Source organism: Mesorhizobium sp. C399B (genome assembly GCF_030323185.1).
Lineage (GTDB): Bacteria > Pseudomonadota > Alphaproteobacteria > Rhizobiales > Rhizobiaceae > Mesorhizobium.
The window spans coordinates 2729126-2744018 of sequence record NZ_CP100472.1; the positions used below are offsets into that span (position 1 = coordinate 2729126).

A 14893-nucleotide genomic window follows, 5' to 3' on the forward strand; every position below is an offset into this window, starting at 1 on the left:
CTGCACACATCAAAAAACCTACAGCGTTTACGCATCCGGCCGGGTGCGGCGCTGTAGGGGCAAATCACGGCTCGTGCCGGACCAGTACTAAGCGGACCTAGCCACATCGACTGGACCATGGCAAGCAAGCGCCACATCACCTGTAGCCGGTTTGGTCGTAAATTATGTCCGCTTCCGGGCAATATCGCGTGATCCGCCCGAACTTGCGCCGATATAGCGCCGAAACGCTTCAGGGCCAGTGCCGTCGAAAAAATCGGCGGCAGGTCCCGTCGCGGCAACCCTGCCATTGTCCAGAAAAACCATCTGCTCGCCGATACGGCGAGCGTCTTCCGGCTGATGCGTGACGAACAGCACCGTCATCGCCCGCTCGGCATGAACGCCGGCCACCAGGTCGAGCATGTCGTCGCGCAGTGCTGGCCCGAGCGAAGCGAACGGCTCGTCGAGCAGCAGCACTGGCCGGTCGCGCACCAGAACGCGGGCGAGCGCCACGCGCTGCCTTTCGCCGCCGGAGAGTTCGCGGGGCAGGCGCATTTCCTTGCCGGCCAGGCCGACGCGGTCAAGCGCCTCGGCGATTGCGGCGCGATCGGCGTCGGTCAGGTTGAGCGATGGCGAGCGGCCGAGCCCGACATTCTTCTCCACCGAGAGATGAGCAAACAGATTGTTTTCCTGGAATACCATCGATACCGGCCGCGCCGAAGGCGGCTCGGCGCCGACATCGGCGGCGCCGATCAGCACACGACCGGACTCCGGCGTCTCGAAACCAGCCACCAGATTGAGCAAGGTCGATTTGCCCGAACCACTTGCCCCCATGATGGCGGTGATCTTAGATGTATCGAATTCGACATCGAACAGGAATGACGTTTCGCCATAGCTGAACGAGACCTTGTCCAGCCGGACAGTCGTGCCTTTGTCCACAGCGGACGTCACGATCTCTCTCCCCGTCCCAGCCAGTCTGCCGCGACCACCAATGCAAGGCAGACCGCCCCGAGCAGCAAAGCCAGCCCGGCAGCATCGGCCGTGCGATAGCTGCCCATGCGCGCCAGCAGGAGATAGGGCAAGGTCTGCACCGAATCGCTGCCGAACAGCGCGATGACGCCGAGATCGCCGAGCGACAGCGCCACGGCGAAGGCAAAGCCGGTGGCCAGCGGCCGCCGGAGCGATGGCCAGTCGACCAGAAGCAGCCGGTTCCAGCCCGCAATGCCAAGCTGCGCGCACAGCTTTTCGTGGCGCTCGCTGGCCGCATCATAGGCCGGGCGCATCGCGCGGATGGCAAAGGGCATCGCCATCACCGCGTTGACGGTGACGACCATGACCGGCGCGATGGCAAAGACATCGCTGACCGTGCGCAGCAGGAGAAACCAGCCGGCGCCGATGACAATGGGCGGCACGACGAGGACGAAGCCGGCGCCGGTGTCGGTGGCATGTTCGAGCAATGAACGGGCACTGGACCGGCGGCGCAGGGACAGTGCCCGCCGAGCCATGATCAGCGACAGCGACAGCGCCACCGAAAGTAGCGCCGCCGAGAGGGCGAGACCGGCGCTGGTCAGGGTCGCCTGACGCACGGCACTCTCGCCCGCCAGCCGGCCGAGATCGGCGCCGAGGCCGGACGCGACGGTGGCCGCCATTGGTCCGGCGACGAACAGCAAGGCGAGGACGATCAGGACGGCGTTGAACGCTGTTTCTGCTTTGCCGGCCAAGTGATAGCGGCGCGGCGCGACAGGCAAATTGGCGTCGCCGGTCACATTGGCGCCGAGCCGCGTCAGCGCCAGCATGACGGCAAAAGTCAGCGCGATCTGCAGCACCGTCAGCGTCACCGCTCGCGCCGGATCGAAGTCGAAACGCAGCGCCTGATAGATGGCGACTTCCAGCGTCGTCGCCGCCGGCCCGCCGCCGAGGATCAGCACTATGGTGAAGGAGGTGATGCAAAGCATGAAGACAAGCCCGGCGACGCCCGGCAGCGCGGCGCGCAGCACCGGCCACTCGATCAGCCGGAAGGCTGGCCTCGCCCCCATGCCGAGCTGGCTCGCCAGCCGCCATTGATCGGCCGGCACCGTTCCCAGCGCTTCGAGGAACAGCCGGGTGGCCAGCGGCAGGTTGAAGAAGACGTGGGCGACGAGGATGCCCGGCAGCCCATAGATGTCGGGCCAGCTCTGGCCACCGATCGCGGCGAAATAACCGGCGCGGCCATAGAGCGCCAGTATGCCCAGCGCTGCGACAATCGCCGGCAAGGCAAGGGGCACAGTAAACAGCTGCAGGATGAAGCCGCGTCCGAAGAAGCGCGGATGCCGCGACAGCGCCCGGGCGACGAACAGCGCCGGTACGGCGGAAAGCAGCATCGAGAGCGCAGCCTGCCAGAGCGTGAAGCGGACAACGCGCAGGAGATAGAGGTCAAAGGCGGACGCGGCGCCGGAAAGGTCGTGCGCGCCTTCGCGGATAAGGCCGGCGAAGGCGCCACCGATCAGCAGCGCGATTGCCGCAAGCGCGACAATGCCGGCCGTGATGCGGGGGTCAGAGCGTTGCACTCTTTACCGGGCGTCGCGTTCCTTCGCGCCCCCCTCTGTCCTGCCGGACATCTCCCCCACGAGGGGGGAGATTGGCGGTTTTAGCGCTCCGCTCATTCCTGCAGCTTCGGAGATTGGCGAAAGTCAACGTAAAGGCCAATCTCCCCCCTCGTGGGGGAGATGTCCGGCAGGACAGAGGGGGGCGCCGTAGAGCACTCATCTTTTGACTATACAGCCAAATCTACTTGCTCATCACCGCCAGCCATTCATCCACCCAGGCCTTGCGATTTGCCGCGACCTCTTCCGGGCTGAACAGCAAGGTCTTCGCCGGCTTGACCAGCCTATCAAAAGCCGGATTGAGCGGCTTGTCGGTTTTCCCGGCCGGGAACATCCAGTTGGTCTCCGGAATGACATCCTGGAATTTCGGCCCGGTCATGAAGGCCAGGAACTTCGCCGCCAGCGGGTTCTTCGCGCCCGTGGTGGTGATGCCGGCGACCTCGACCTGCAGATACTCGCCTTCCTCGAACGAGGCCGCCTGGTAGCGCCCGGTGTTCTCGGCCACCATGTGGTAGGCCGGCGACGTCGTATAGGAAAGCACCATCGGCGCCTCGCCCTTGGAGAACAGGCCATAGGCCTCGCTCCAGCCCGGCGTCACCGTCAGCACTTTGCCCTTGAGTTTCGCCCAGGCTTCCGGCGCCTTGTCGCCATAGACCGACTTGACCCACAGCAGCAGGCCGAGGCCCGGCGTCGACGTCCTCGGATCCTGGATGACGATCTTGTCGGCGGCATCGCCCTCGACCAGTTCCTTCAGGCTCTTCGGCGGGCTCTTCAGCTTTTCGGTGTCGTAGACGACGGCGAAATAACCATAATCGTAGGGCACGAAAGTGTCGTCGCTCCAGCCGCCCGGCACGTTGTTTTCAGCCACCGCGCCATGTGGGACAAACAGGCCGGAAGCCTTGGCTTCCGCGGTGAGGTTGGTGTCGAGACCAAGCACGATATCGGCCTTGGTCGAGGCACCTTCGAGCTTGACGCGGTTGAGAAGTGCGACGCCGTCGGCGACCGAGACGAAGTCGACGCTGCAGCCACACTCGGCCTCGAATTCCTTCTTCACCTGGGGGCCTGGACCCCAGTCGGCAGTGAAACTCTCATAGGTATAGATCGTGAGTTTTTCCTGCGCGCACGCAGGGCTTGCCAGTAGCGAAACAGCAAGCCCCAGCGCTGGGACAAGACGGGACAAAAAAATGCGCATCGGCGCCTCCTTCATTCGTGTTGAAAGGAATTGAGGCGTCGGGCTGTCCGAAGCGTCTAATCCCTCCGCCGGTACAAACCGGATCAGGTTCAGCGGGTTGGCGAGACTGCCTCTCAGCCGGTCCGCGAAGATCGCGTCCGGCACCCCGTTAGAGCGTTTCGACACATAGGCCCGGCCAAGGTGCCACGCAAGCGGAAGTTTGCCCGAGCATGATCCCGGAAAGTGGAACCGTTTCCGGAAAAAGATCATGCTCCAACAAAGAGTGACGGTGCCGCTCGGCCTTCCGTTTCGTCGGCGGGGCTGGTAAGGGCCAGCGGATATGAGCACATTCACCATCTTGCTTGGCGGCGATCTCGTCCGCACGCCGCGGCTCGACCGCCAGGTCGCGGGCACGCGCGTCATCGCCGCCGACGCCGGCATCGGTCATGCCCGCCTGATCGGCCTGATGCCGGAGCTGTGGGTCGGCGATTTCGATTCTGTGCCGGCGGACCTGCCTGCCGATCTCGCCGCCGTGCCGCGGGAGGTGTTTCCTCCCGAAAAGGACAAGACCGATGGCGAACTGGCGATCGCGGCGGCATTGGAACGCGGCGCCACCAGCCTGGTGCTGGCCGGCGCTTTCGGCGGCAAGCGCGCCGACCACGCCTTCCTCCATCTGGCGCTCAGCCTGCGGCTGGCCGAGGCCGGCACAAAAGTGCTGTTGACCAGCGGAGCGCAGGAAGGCGCCCCTCTGCTGCATGGCAAGGCCGGCTTCGACTATGCCGACGGAACGCTGTTTTCGGTGCTCGGCTTTTCCGATCTTTCGGGCCTCACCGTGTCCGGCGCGAAGTGGCCGCTCGACCATGTCGAGGTCTTGTTCGGCTCGTCGCTGACCATCTCGAACGAGGTCAAGTCCAACACGACCGGGGGCGGCCTCGAAATCGCGCTCGGCCATGGCCGCGCGCTGCTGCTCGCCCACCCCTACCCCTTGCCTGAAAGCTGACATGGCCCCGCCCCTTCTCAACCTCGACGGCATAAGACTGACCTTTGGCGGCACGCCGCTGCTCGATGGCGCCGAACTGACGGCGTCCGCCGGTGACAAGATCGCGCTCGTCGGCCGCAACGGCTCCGGCAAGTCGACGCTCCTGAAGATTGCTGCTGGTCTGATCGAGCCGCAAGACGGCGAGGTCTTCCGCCAGCCTTCGTCAACGGTGCGCTATCTCCCGCAAATGCCCGACATGGACGGCTTTGCCAATGTGCGCGCCTATGTCGAGGCGGGGCTTGGGCCTGCCGACGATCCCTACCGCGCCACATATCTGATGGAGCATCTCGGCCTCGCCGGCACGGAGAACCCCAACGATCTCTCCGGCGGCGAGGCGCGCCGCGCAGCACTTGCCCGCGTCATGGCGCCCGAACCCGATATTCTGCTGCTTGATGAGCCGACGAACCATCTCGATTTGTCGGTCATCGAATGGCTGGAAGAAGAGCTTGTCCGGACGTCTTCGGCGCTGATCGTCATCTCGCACGACCGTCGCTTCCTCGAACGCGTCTCGCGCGCCACTGTCTGGCTCGACCGTGGCCAGACCCGCCGCCTCGACAAGGGCTTTGGCCATTTCGAGGAATGGCGCGACCTTGTGCTGGAAGAGGAAGAGCGCGAACAGCACAAGCTCGGCCGCCAGATCGTGCGCGAGGAGCATTGGCTGCGCTATGGCGTGACGGCTCGCCGCAAACGCAACATGCGCCGCCTGGGCGAACTGCAGACCATGCGCCAGCGTTTTCGCGGCCATCGCGGCGCCGAGGGCTCGGCGACCATGGTGGCCAGCGACGCCGCCGAATCCGGCAAGCTGGTGATCGAGGCCAAGAACATCGAGAAGAGTTTTGGCGACCTGACCGTGGTCAAGGGCTTCTCGACCCGCATCCAGCGCGGCGATCGCGTCGGCCTTGTCGGGCCGAACGGCGCCGGCAAGACGACGCTGTTGAAGATGCTCACCGGCGAGATGAAGCCCGATGCCGGCTCGGTGCGGCTCGGCACCAATCTGGAAATCGCCACGCTCGACCAGAAGCGCGAGGCGGTCGATCCGGCCGAGACCCTGGCGCAGTATCTCACGGACGGGCGCGGCGAAAACCTCGTCATCAATGGCGAGCAGCGCCATGTCGTGTCCTACATGAAGGATTTCCTGTTCAAGCCGGAACAGGCGCGCACCCCGGTGCGCGAGCTGTCCGGCGGCGAACGGGCGCGGCTGCTCCTGGCGCGTGTTCTGGCGCGGCCGGCCAACCTTCTGGTGCTCGACGAGCCGACCAACGATCTCGACATGGAGACGCTGGAACTGTTGCAGGAACTTGTCGCCGGCTTTGCCGGCACGGTCATCCTGGTCAGCCACGACCGCGACTTCCTCGACCGCACCGTCACCAGCATCATCGCCCCGGACGGAGGCGGCCGCTGGATCGAATATGCCGGTGGCTATTCCGACATGCTGGCGCAGCGCGGCGGCACCCGGCTCGACGACCGCAAGGCGCGCGCCAAGGCCGAAGCCAGCGATGCGCCGGCGCCGGGCAAGAGCGAGCCGGCAGCGCCAAAAGGGCCGTCGAAGAAACTGTCGTTCAAGCAGAAATTCGCCCTGGAATCGCTGCCCAAGAAGATCGAGGCGGTAATGGCCTCGATCTCGCGTTTGGAAAACAACATCGCCGATCCCGCCTATTACGAGCGCGACCCGGCCTCGTTCCAAAAGACCATCGCCGCCCTCGACAAGGAACGCGCCACGCTGGCCGCACTCGAGGAAGAGTGGCTGGAACTGGAAATGCTGCGTGAGGAGATGGAGGGGTAGCATTGCCTGCGGTCTTTTATGCGCGTATATTGTGCGCATGAAAGGAGGCATCTCCGTGCTTCAATCGACGCCAAAAACTCAGCGGACCTCTGTCAACACGTCCATTGACTCTCAGTTGATCAAGGACGCCAAAGCGTTGGGCATCAACATCTCCCGCGCTGCCGAAGCAGGGATCGCGAAAGCGATTGCGGCGGAGAAAACGCGTCGATGGCAAGAAGAAAACAGGGAAGCCATCGAAAGCTCCAACGAATATGTCCGAAAGAACGGACTGCCATTGGCTAAACACCGGCCGTTCTGATGGCGCGTTACGATTTCTATCGGAGTACCGAGAGCGACGGTTATCTTCTCGACGTGCAGTCAGATATGCTTGAAGGGCTGAGCACGAGGGTGGTCGTTCCTTTGATGCCGCCCGAGATTGCCCCGCTTCCTGGCCGCCGCCTGAACCCGACCTTCGCTATAAACGGCAAAGATCTTGTGATGGTCACACAGTTTGTGTCGGCCTTCAGCGCGTCCGAATTGCGGATGCCAGAGGGAAACCTTTCTAGACATCACGACGACATCGTCGCCGCCCTCGACATGCTGTTCCAGGGCTTCTGAGCGAAGGCAGCCGCTACTGCCGCCCGTCAACCTGCCGTCTTGGCCTGCCAGGCCTTCAGCGCCTCGTCGAACACCTTCTCGCCCGGAATGCCCTTTTCCATGGTCAGCAGCGCCCGGCGTCCGGTCTTGTAGACCACCGGCACGTCGATCCAGTCCTGGCCTCGAAGCAAGGTCATATTGGCGTCCTCGTCGGCCTTGGTGTCGTTGAGCGCCACCAGGAAGAAGCCGTCGGCGATCTTGGCCGGAATGCCGATCAGCGGGCTGCCGGCATCCTGTTCCGAACTCTTCATGGCGACGCGCAGGATGTTGTCGACGCCACCGCCGTCAAAGCCCTCGGGCGTCAGGAAGATCATCTCGATGATGTGGCTGGCCGGCAGCGTCTGGTCGGTATTGCGGCGGATGGTCATGCGCAGCTGGATGTCCTTGCCGGGAATGGTCGCCTCGGCGCGGATCGCCGGCTCGGGCGGCAGGTCGCCGCCGGGCGATTCCTGCACCAGCGACCAGACGATGCTGCCGGGTTCGGCCGAACCTTGCGCGGTCGAGGTGCGTTCCTCGTAGAAGATCGCCTTCTGGCCGACCGCAACGGTCGGCGCGGGAGCGGCGGCCGCCGGCGCAGCGGGCGGCGTGGCGGCGGCATCAGCCGGTGCTGCCCCATTGGCCGGCGGTGCGACGCCATCGGCGGGCGGCGTTGCCGGTGGCGTGGCGGAAGCGTCGGGCGCCGGCGTGGCGGGCGCGCCCGTGGCTGCGGCGTCGCCGGCCGGCGGGGTCGCAGGCGCTGGAGCCGCAGGTGGCGCTGGAGCCGGGGGGGGCGGTGTGGTCAGCGCGGCGACGGACTCGCCCTCGCCGATGCCGCTTTGACCGGCCGCGGGACCGGGGTCGGTTTCACCGCCTTCGGGCGACAGGCGCTGGGTGAACTTCGTTCCCTCGCCGGCAGCGGCCGGTGCCGGTGCATCGGCCGCGGGCTTGGCCGGCGCCGGCTTTACCAGCGGTTCGGTCGAGACCGTCTTGGTGTCGCCGCCGAGGCCCAGCATCGAGCCAAAGGCATCCTTGTTCAGCCAGATGCCATAGCCGCCGCCGGCGACCACCAGAAGCGCGACGACAGCCGCGATCAACCCGCCATAGCTGCGCCTGCGCTCGGCTGGGCGCAGGCGCTGGAACGTGTCCGCGACCGGCTGCTCGTCATTGGCGAACACATCGGCGCTGTCGTCGTCGGCGTCCAGCTCCACGGCTTGCTTGTCGATGGTTTCTGCACGCGCCGCAGGCGACGGCGGTGTCGGCGCGGGCCTCTGCCAGCTCGGCTCTGTCCTGGCGGTCGGCGCCGGCTGCACGGGTTTCGCCGGCTGCCAGGCCGGCGCAGGCGTGGCGGAAGGCTTTACATGACTGGACTGGTTCTTGTTGCGGTCGATGGAGGAGAAGATGTGCTCCAGCTCCGCCAGCGGATCGGATGCCGGCACCGCCCTGGCATAGTCGCGCTCGACGCTCGAGATGGCATCTTCCAGGGATCGCTTCTGCGTGCTTATGGCTTCGGCGGCCAGCGGCGGCGAATACTCCGCAAGCTTCTTTGCCAGCATGGTACGAACGCTGTCATAGATCCGCGTACGCTTTTCGGGCGTTTCGTCGCCGTGCTTGTCGAGCGCCTTTTTCAGAATAGCAACGAAATCTGCCATGCTTCAGTCGACCTGTATTTTGTTTCCGCGCCGGCCCCCGCAAATCGGCCGCGATGCCCGGAAAGGCTTCAGAAAACTAGTCTTGAAACGGATCGGTCACAAGTATCGTGTCGTCCCGTTCCGGGCTGGTGGAAAGGAGCGCGACGGGTGCCCCGATCAGCTCCTCGATGTAACGGACATATTTGACGGCCTGCGCCGGAAGGTCGTTCCAGCTGCGCGCGCCGGCTGTGGTGCCTTTCCAGCCTTCGAGCGTCTCGTAGACCGGCTCGACACGCGCCTGCGCGCCCTGGCTGGCCGGCAGATAGTCGATCGTTTCGCCGTCGAGACGGTAGCCGGTGCAGACCTTGATCTCATCCAGCCCGTCGAGCACGTCGAGTTTGGTCAGGGCGATGCCCTTGATACCGTTGACGGCGACGGCCTGGCGCACCAGCACGGCGTCGAACCAGCCGCAACGGCGTTTGCGCCCGGTGACGACGCCGAATTCGTGGCCACGCGTACCGAGAAATTCGCCGATCTCGTTCTTCTGCTCGGTCGGGAACGGGCCTTCGCCGACACGCGTCGTATAGGCCTTGGTGATGCCCAGGACATAGCCGATGGCGCCGGGGCCCACCCCCGAGCCGGCGGCTGCCTGGCCGGCAACGGTGTTGGACGAGGTGACGAACGGATAGGTGCCGTGGTCGATGTCGAGCAGCGTGCCTTGCGCGCCCTCGAACAGGATGCGTTCGCCGGCGCGGCGCTTGTCGTCGAGGATTTTCCAGACGCGGTCCATATAGGGCAGGATCTCATCGGCGACCGAGGTCAGCTCGGTCATGATCGCCTCATGCGTGACTTCGCCATGGCCAAGCCCGCGACGCAGCGCATTGTGATGCGTCAGCAGCCTGTCGACCTTGAGAGGCAGCGTTTCCAAATCCGCCAGATCCATCACCCGAACCGCGCGCCGGCCCACCTTGTCTTCATAGGCTGGGCCGATGCCACGACGCGTCGTGCCAATTTTCGTCCCGGAATTGGAGGCGGCGTCCTCGCGGAATCCGTCCAGCTCCCGGTGCAGCGACAGGATAAGCGCCGTGTTTTCGGCTATTTTCAGGCGGTCCGGCGTGACCTCGACGCCTTGCGCCTTGAGTTTTGCCACTTCCGCGACGAAGGCGTGCGGGTCGAAGACGACGCCATTGCCGATGATCGACAGCTTGCCTTGCCGCACCACGCCCGACGGCAGCAGCGACAGTTTGTAGACCTTGCCGTCGACGACCAGCGTATGGCCGGCATTGTGGCCGCCCTGGAAGCGCACGACCACGTCGGCGCGCTCCGACAACCAGTCGACGATCTTGCCCTTGCCTTCGTCGCCCCATTGCGAGCCGACGACCACCACATTGGCCATGTTTCTTTTCCCTTGAGATGCCGCCCTGGCGGCCTGGATATGGTTCGAAACGACAGGCCTCTATAGCGTCAAGACCTCGCAAGCGCGACCTTTCTTTGCCGCCGAAAATGCCCTGAGGCACAACAATTTTCGGCTTTGACATCATTTACTTGCGTCGGCGGGGGCAATAGGCCGGCAAACACAACTTCCCAGGCGGCCGGAATCCCGCAATGCATCGACGCGCCTACCTGTTCCTGCTGCTGACCACCCTGCTGTGGGGCGGCAATTCCGTCGCCGGCAAGCTGGCGGTCGATCACGTCTCGCCGATGACGCTGGTCTTCCTGCGCTGGGTGCTGGCCGTCGCGATCCTGCTGCCGATCGGCTGGCGCACGATCAGGGAGGACTGGCAGGTGGTGCGCAAACACTGGTTCGTGCTGGCTGCACTTGGCGCCAGCGGCTTCACTCTGTTCAACACCATTTTTTACACCGCGCTCAACTACACGACCGCGATCAATGTCTCGATCGAACAGGCGGCAATGCCGGTCTTGATCATCATTGCCAATTTCTTCTTCTTCCGCCTGCGCGTGAGCTGGACGCAGATTGCGGGCGTGGTGCTGACCATCTTCGGTGTCATCTTGACTGCCTGCCACGGCGATCCGCGCCGGCTGCTCCCATTGGAACTCAATTTCGGCGACGCCATCATGCTGGTCGCGGTCGTCCTCTACAGCGGTTATTCGGTCGGGCTGCGGCTGAAGCCGGTGATGCGCTGGCAGAGCCTGATGTTGTCCCTGGCGATCGCTGCCCTCATCACCTCGCTGCCGTTCTTCCTGTGGGAGGTCGCCGCCGGCAAGGTTATCGTCCCCGATATCAGCGGCTGGGTGGTCATCGTCTATACCGCGATCGGCGCTTCGGTCATTTCGCAGATCACTTACATCAGGGGCAACGAACTGATCGGCGCCAACCGTGCCGGGCTGTTCATCAATCTGGTGCCGATCTTCGGCACGCTGCTGTCAGTGCTGATCGTCGGCGAGACATTCCAGCTCTACCAGGCGCTGGCGCTCGTCCTGGTGCTGGGCGGCATTTCGCTCGCCGAATACAGCGGGCGCAAGATGGCGGCACCGAACCGCCGCGGATAACATTTGGCTGCTGCCGCGCTGCGCCGCCGTCGCGATAACTGCTGCCGCGCGCCGACCTGGAACATTTTACCTCTGGCGGAGTTTGCTTGCGTGGGAGGCAACAAGATGAGCCATAACCCTCGCAGCACGGCAAGCATTGCCGGTCACCCCATTCACCCAATGCTGATTCCGTTTCCGATCGCCTTCTTTGTCGGCACCTTCGTTTGCGATCTGATTTTCTGGCAAACAGCCGATCCCGGGTGGGTCACCGGATCGCTTTGGCTTCTCGGCGCCGGCCTGATCATGGGCGCCTTGGCCGCTCTTACCGGCCTGACGGATGTTCTCGGCGATGTTCAGATCCGCAATCTCACGACGGCATGGCTCCATGCCGGCGGCAACGTGCTCGTCGTGCTGATCGAGCTTTATAACTGGTACTCGCGTTATGCCGGTGGAGCGGCGGCTGTGATCCCGACCGGCTTTATCTTATCGCTGATCGTGGTTCTGATCCTGCTGTTTACAGGGTGGAAGGGCTGGGAACTGGTCTATCGGCATCGCGTGGGCGTCTCCGACGGCTCAGACGAATTGACCTGAACCGGCCTCTGCGACGGCCGCCCCAATGATGGGGGGAGGACCGCCGCATCCGCCACGCCGTCAACTACATTGCGTTGACGTCGAACTGCAGCCGCTTGGCCGAGTCGATGGACTTGTGCGCCTTGACCTGTTCCAGCACTTTCTCCGGGAACGGCGCGTCGAGATAGAGCAGCGCGATCGCGTCGCCGCCCGGCCGGTTGCGGCCGAGCTGGAAGTTGGCGATGTTGACGCCGTTCTCGCCGCACACCGTGCCGAGCAGGCCGATAATGCCGGGCGCATCGGCATTGGTTGTGTAGAGCATGTGCTGGCCGACCTCGGCGTCGAGATTGATGCCCTTGATCTGGATGAAGCGCGGCTTGCCGTCGGAGAAGCAGGTGCCGGCGATCGAGCGCGTCATGTGCTCGGTCTTCACCGTCAGCTTGATGTAGCCGTCGAACACGCCCGACTTGTCGCGCTTGACCTCGGCGACGATGATGCCGCGCTCCTTCACCATGATCGGCGCCGACACCATATTGACGTCGGCGACCTGCGGCCGGATCAGCCCGGCGAGCGTCGCACTGATCAGGGCGCGCGTGTTCATCGTCGCGGTCGAGCCGTCGAACAGGATCTCGACCTCGTTGATCGGGTCCTCGGTGACCTGGCCGACAAAGGCGCCGAGCACTTCGGCGAGCTTGACGAACGGCTTTAGCCGCGGTGCTTCCTCGGCCGTGATCGAGGGCATGTTGATGGCATTCGAAACCGCACCCTTGATCAGATAGTCGGCCATCTGCTCGGCTACTTGCAGCGCAACATTTTCCTGTGCTTCCGCTGTCGAGGCGCCGAGATGCGGCGTTGCCACCACATTCTCCATGCCGAACAGCGCGTTGTTCTCCGCCGGTTCGACCTCGAACACATCGACGCCGGCGCCCGCCACCTTGCCGCTCTTCAGCGCCGCGACCAGGTCGGCTTCGACGATGAGCCCGCCACGCGCGCAATTGATGATGCGCACGCCGTTCTTCATTTTGGCGATCGCCGCCGCGTCGATGATGTTGCGCGTCTTGTCGGTCAGCGGCGTGTGCAGCGTGATGAAATCGGCGCGGGCGAAAAGCTCGTCCAGCTCGACCTTGTCGACGCCGAGTTCCTCGGCGCGCTTGTCCGACAGGAACGGGTCGAAGGCAACGACATGCATCTTCAGGCCGACGCCGCGCGTGGCGACGATCGAGCCGATATTGCCGCAGCCGATGACACCCAGCGTCTTGCCGGTGATCTCGACGCCCATGAAACGGTTCTTTTCCCATTTGCCGGCATGGGTCGAGGCATTGGCCTCCGGGATCTGCCGGGCGAGTGCAAAGATCATGGCCACCGCATGTTCGGCCGTGGTGATCGAATTGCCGAAGGGCGTGTTCATCACGATGATGCCCTTGCGGCTCGCCGCGGGGATGTCGACATTGTCGACACCGATGCCGGCGCGGCCGACGACCTTGAGTCTTGTCGCTGCGTTGATCAGTTTTTCCGTGACCTTGGTCGCCGAGCGGATGGCAAGACCATCATACTGGTCGATGACTTCGAGCAGCTTTTCCTTGTCCTTGCCGAGATCGGGCAAATAGTCGACCTCGATACCGCGGTCCTTGAATATCTGGACGGCGGTGGTGGAGAGTTTGTCAGAGACGAGAACGCGGGGCGCCATGGCGGCCTCCTTGAACTGGATTGTCGGGAAAGGGCGGCCCGCAGGCCACCACGAAATCTCAGGCTGCGGCCTTCAGCGAAGCCTTCTGCGTGGCGAAGGCCCAGTCGAGCCAAGGCAGCAGCGCCTCGAGATCGGATGTCTCGACGGTGGCACCGCACCAGATGCGCAGGCCGGAAGGTGCATCGCGATAGGATCCGATGTCGTACGCGACGCCTTCCTTGTCGAGCATAGAGACGATCGCCTTGGCGAAAGCCGCCTGCCCGTCGGCTTCGAGCGCCGCGACATCGGCGTCGGTGAAGGACAGACATACGGACGTGTTGGACCGTGTCGCCGCATCGACCGCGAGATGGCCGAGCCAGGACGACTTGTCGACAAAGCCATCGAGCACGGCGGCATTGGCATCGGCTCTGGCAATCAACGCATCGAGACCGCCGATCGACTTCGCCCAATGAAGCGCATCGAGATAGTCCTCGACGCACAGCATCGACGGCGTGTTGATGGTCTCGCCGTTGAAGATGCCTTCGATCAGCTTGCCGCCCGAGGTCAGGCGGAAGATTTTCGGCAGCGGCCACGCCGGCTTGTAGGTTTCCAGTCGCTCGACGGCGCGAGGCGACAGGATCAGCATGCCGTGTGCGCCCTCGCCGCCCAGCACTTTCTGCCAGGAGAAGGTGACGACATCGAGCTTCTGGAAATCGAGCTTTTGCGCGAATGCCGCTGAGGTGGCATCGCAGATGGTCAGGCCCTTGCGATCCGCCGGTATGAAATCGCCATTCGGCACGCGCACGCCTGAGGTCGTGCCGTTCCAGGTGAAGACCACATCGCGGTCGAAATCGATCTTGGTGAGATCCGGCAGTTCGCCATAGCCTGCCTCGATCCTTCTGATATCGGCGAGCTTCAGCTGCTTGACGACATCGGTCACCCAGCCCGAGCCAAAGCTTTCCCATGCCACCATGTCGACACCGCGTTCACCGAGCAGCGACCACAGCGCCATCTCGACAGCACCCGTGTCCGACGCCGGCACGATGCCGATACGGTAATCCGCCGGAACCTGGAGAATTTCGCGAGTCAGCTCGATCGCCTGTTCGAGCTTGGTCTTGCCGATCTTGGCGCGGTGGGAACGGCCGAGCGCGGCATTCTTCAGCGCCTCGACCGACCAGCCGGGGCGTTTTGCGCAGGGACCTGAGGAGAAATTGGGATTTGCCGGACGGAGTCCGGGCTTCGTATGCGTCGTCATCGTGGTCTATCCTTCCAGATAGTGGCCCCTCGTTGGGGAGGGGTGGCCCACGGACGGCGATATGCGTTCAGCCCTCAGGCGTCAAGAGGAAAGTTTTTGTCGCTGACAAGATAGAAGC

The 14893-nt window shown here is 64.0% G+C and carries 13 protein-coding genes and 1 riboswitch; of the genes, 6 read left to right on the plus strand and 7 right to left on the minus strand.

The window, feature by feature from the left end; all coding sequences use genetic code 11:
* Positions 1-162 precede the first annotated feature (162 nt).
* The 3 genes from thiQ to thiB form a co-directional block, all read right to left on the minus strand.
* A complete protein-coding gene (gene thiQ / locus NLY36_RS13010; protein ID WP_023737028.1) occupies positions 163-927 on the minus strand; it encodes a thiamine ABC transporter ATP-binding protein in 765 nt (254 codons plus the stop codon).
* The gene (thiP, locus tag NLY36_RS13015) at positions 924-2522 is read right to left on the minus strand and encodes a thiamine/thiamine pyrophosphate ABC transporter permease (RefSeq protein WP_023737029.1); all 1599 of its coding nucleotides are present in this window, start codon (positions 2520-2522) and stop codon (positions 924-926) included. Before thiP ends, thiQ begins: the two co-directional genes overlap by 4 nt.
* A gap of 220 nt (positions 2523-2742) precedes the next feature.
* Positions 2743-3750 (minus strand): thiamine ABC transporter substrate binding subunit, encoded by a 1008-nt coding sequence (gene thiB, locus NLY36_RS13020; RefSeq protein ID WP_023754101.1) that lies wholly within the window; start codon positions 3748-3750, stop codon positions 2743-2745.
* A gap of 43 nt (positions 3751-3793) precedes the next feature.
* Positions 3794-3908, minus strand: a riboswitch (TPP riboswitch).
* Positions 3909-4069: 161 nt separating this feature from the next.
* Here thiB and NLY36_RS13025 point away from each other — a divergent pair.
* From NLY36_RS13025 to NLY36_RS13040, 4 genes are read left to right on the plus strand one after another with little or no spacing between them, the layout of a single operon-like run.
* Positions 4070-4729 (plus strand): thiamine diphosphokinase, encoded by a 660-nt coding sequence (locus NLY36_RS13025; protein ID WP_023737031.1) that lies wholly within the window; start codon positions 4070-4072, stop codon positions 4727-4729.
* Position 4730: 1 nt separating this feature from the next.
* Entirely contained in the window at positions 4731-6551 is a 1821-nt protein-coding gene (locus NLY36_RS13030) for an ABC-F family ATP-binding cassette domain-containing protein (protein WP_023737032.1), read from the plus strand.
* A gap of 55 nt (positions 6552-6606) precedes the next feature.
* Positions 6607-6849 carry a type II toxin-antitoxin system CcdA family antitoxin gene (locus tag NLY36_RS13035; RefSeq protein ID WP_023693600.1) on the plus strand — a complete coding sequence of 81 codons (243 nt, stop codon included), beginning with the start codon at positions 6607-6609 and terminating at the stop codon, positions 6847-6849.
* Positions 6849-7148 carry a CcdB family protein gene (locus NLY36_RS13040; RefSeq protein WP_023673676.1) on the plus strand — a complete coding sequence of 100 codons (300 nt, stop codon included), beginning with the start codon at positions 6849-6851 and terminating at the stop codon, positions 7146-7148. The genes NLY36_RS13035 and NLY36_RS13040 overlap by 1 nt, the downstream gene beginning before the upstream one ends.
* Positions 7149-7174: 26 nt before the next feature.
* Here NLY36_RS13040 and NLY36_RS13045 read toward each other — a convergent pair whose 3' ends face one another.
* Positions 7175-8815: a hypothetical protein gene (locus NLY36_RS13045; protein ID WP_027050813.1), complete on the minus strand. Its 1641-nt coding sequence runs from the start codon at positions 8813-8815 to the stop codon at positions 7175-7177.
* 76 nt (positions 8816-8891) lie between these two features.
* A complete protein-coding gene (locus tag NLY36_RS13050; RefSeq protein ID WP_023684197.1) occupies positions 8892-10190 on the minus strand; it encodes an adenylosuccinate synthase in 1299 nt (432 codons plus the stop codon).
* 209 nt (positions 10191-10399) lie between these two features.
* Between NLY36_RS13050 and NLY36_RS13055 the strand changes: the two genes are divergently transcribed.
* Together NLY36_RS13055 and NLY36_RS13060 are read left to right on the plus strand one after the other, a co-directional pair.
* The gene (locus NLY36_RS13055) at positions 10400-11305 is read left to right on the plus strand and encodes a DMT family transporter (protein WP_023736879.1); all 906 of its coding nucleotides are present in this window, start codon (positions 10400-10402) and stop codon (positions 11303-11305) included.
* Between the two features lie 105 nt (positions 11306-11410).
* Complete coding sequence (locus NLY36_RS13060; RefSeq protein ID WP_023726193.1) at positions 11411-11875, plus strand: DUF2231 domain-containing protein; 465 nt, start codon at positions 11411-11413, stop codon at positions 11873-11875.
* Positions 11876-11939: 64 nt separating this feature from the next.
* Here NLY36_RS13060 and serA read toward each other — a convergent pair whose 3' ends face one another.
* Positions 11940-13541 (minus strand): phosphoglycerate dehydrogenase, encoded by a 1602-nt coding sequence (gene serA, locus NLY36_RS13065; RefSeq protein WP_023726192.1) that lies wholly within the window; start codon positions 13539-13541, stop codon positions 11940-11942.
* 58 nt (positions 13542-13599) lie between these two features.
* Positions 13600-14775: a phosphoserine transaminase gene (locus tag NLY36_RS13070; RefSeq protein ID WP_023736878.1), complete on the minus strand. Its 1176-nt coding sequence runs from the start codon at positions 14773-14775 to the stop codon at positions 13600-13602.
* Positions 14776-14893: the final 118 nt, after the last annotated feature.

What these genes read in the sequence shown, in the direction of transcription:
- NLY36_RS13030 (WP_023737032.1), top strand. Translation starts at nt 4,731, where the DNA reads ATGGCCCCGCCCCTTCTCAACCTCGACGGCATAAGACTGACCTTTGGC.
- NLY36_RS13045 (WP_027050813.1), bottom strand. Translation starts at nt 8,815, where the DNA reads ATGGCAGATTTCGTTGCTATTCTGAAAAAGGCGCTCGACAAGCACGGC.
- NLY36_RS13050 (WP_023684197.1), bottom strand. Translation starts at nt 10,190, where the DNA reads ATGGCCAATGTGGTGGTCGTCGGCTCGCAATGGGGCGACGAAGGCAAG.
- thiB (WP_023754101.1), bottom strand. Translation starts at nt 3,750, where the DNA reads ATGCGCATTTTTTTGTCCCGTCTTGTCCCAGCGCTGGGGCTTGCTGTT.
- NLY36_RS13025 (WP_023737031.1), top strand. Translation starts at nt 4,070, where the DNA reads ATGAGCACATTCACCATCTTGCTTGGCGGCGATCTCGTCCGCACGCCG.
- NLY36_RS13055 (WP_023736879.1), top strand. Translation starts at nt 10,400, where the DNA reads ATGCATCGACGCGCCTACCTGTTCCTGCTGCTGACCACCCTGCTGTGG.
- NLY36_RS13070 (WP_023736878.1), bottom strand. Translation starts at nt 14,775, where the DNA reads ATGACGACGCATACGAAGCCCGGACTCCGTCCGGCAAATCCCAATTTC.
- NLY36_RS13040 (WP_023673676.1), top strand. Translation starts at nt 6,849, where the DNA reads ATGGCGCGTTACGATTTCTATCGGAGTACCGAGAGCGACGGTTATCTT.
- NLY36_RS13060 (WP_023726193.1), top strand. Translation starts at nt 11,411, where the DNA reads ATGAGCCATAACCCTCGCAGCACGGCAAGCATTGCCGGTCACCCCATT.
- serA (WP_023726192.1), bottom strand. Translation starts at nt 13,541, where the DNA reads ATGGCGCCCCGCGTTCTCGTCTCTGACAAACTCTCCACCACCGCCGTC.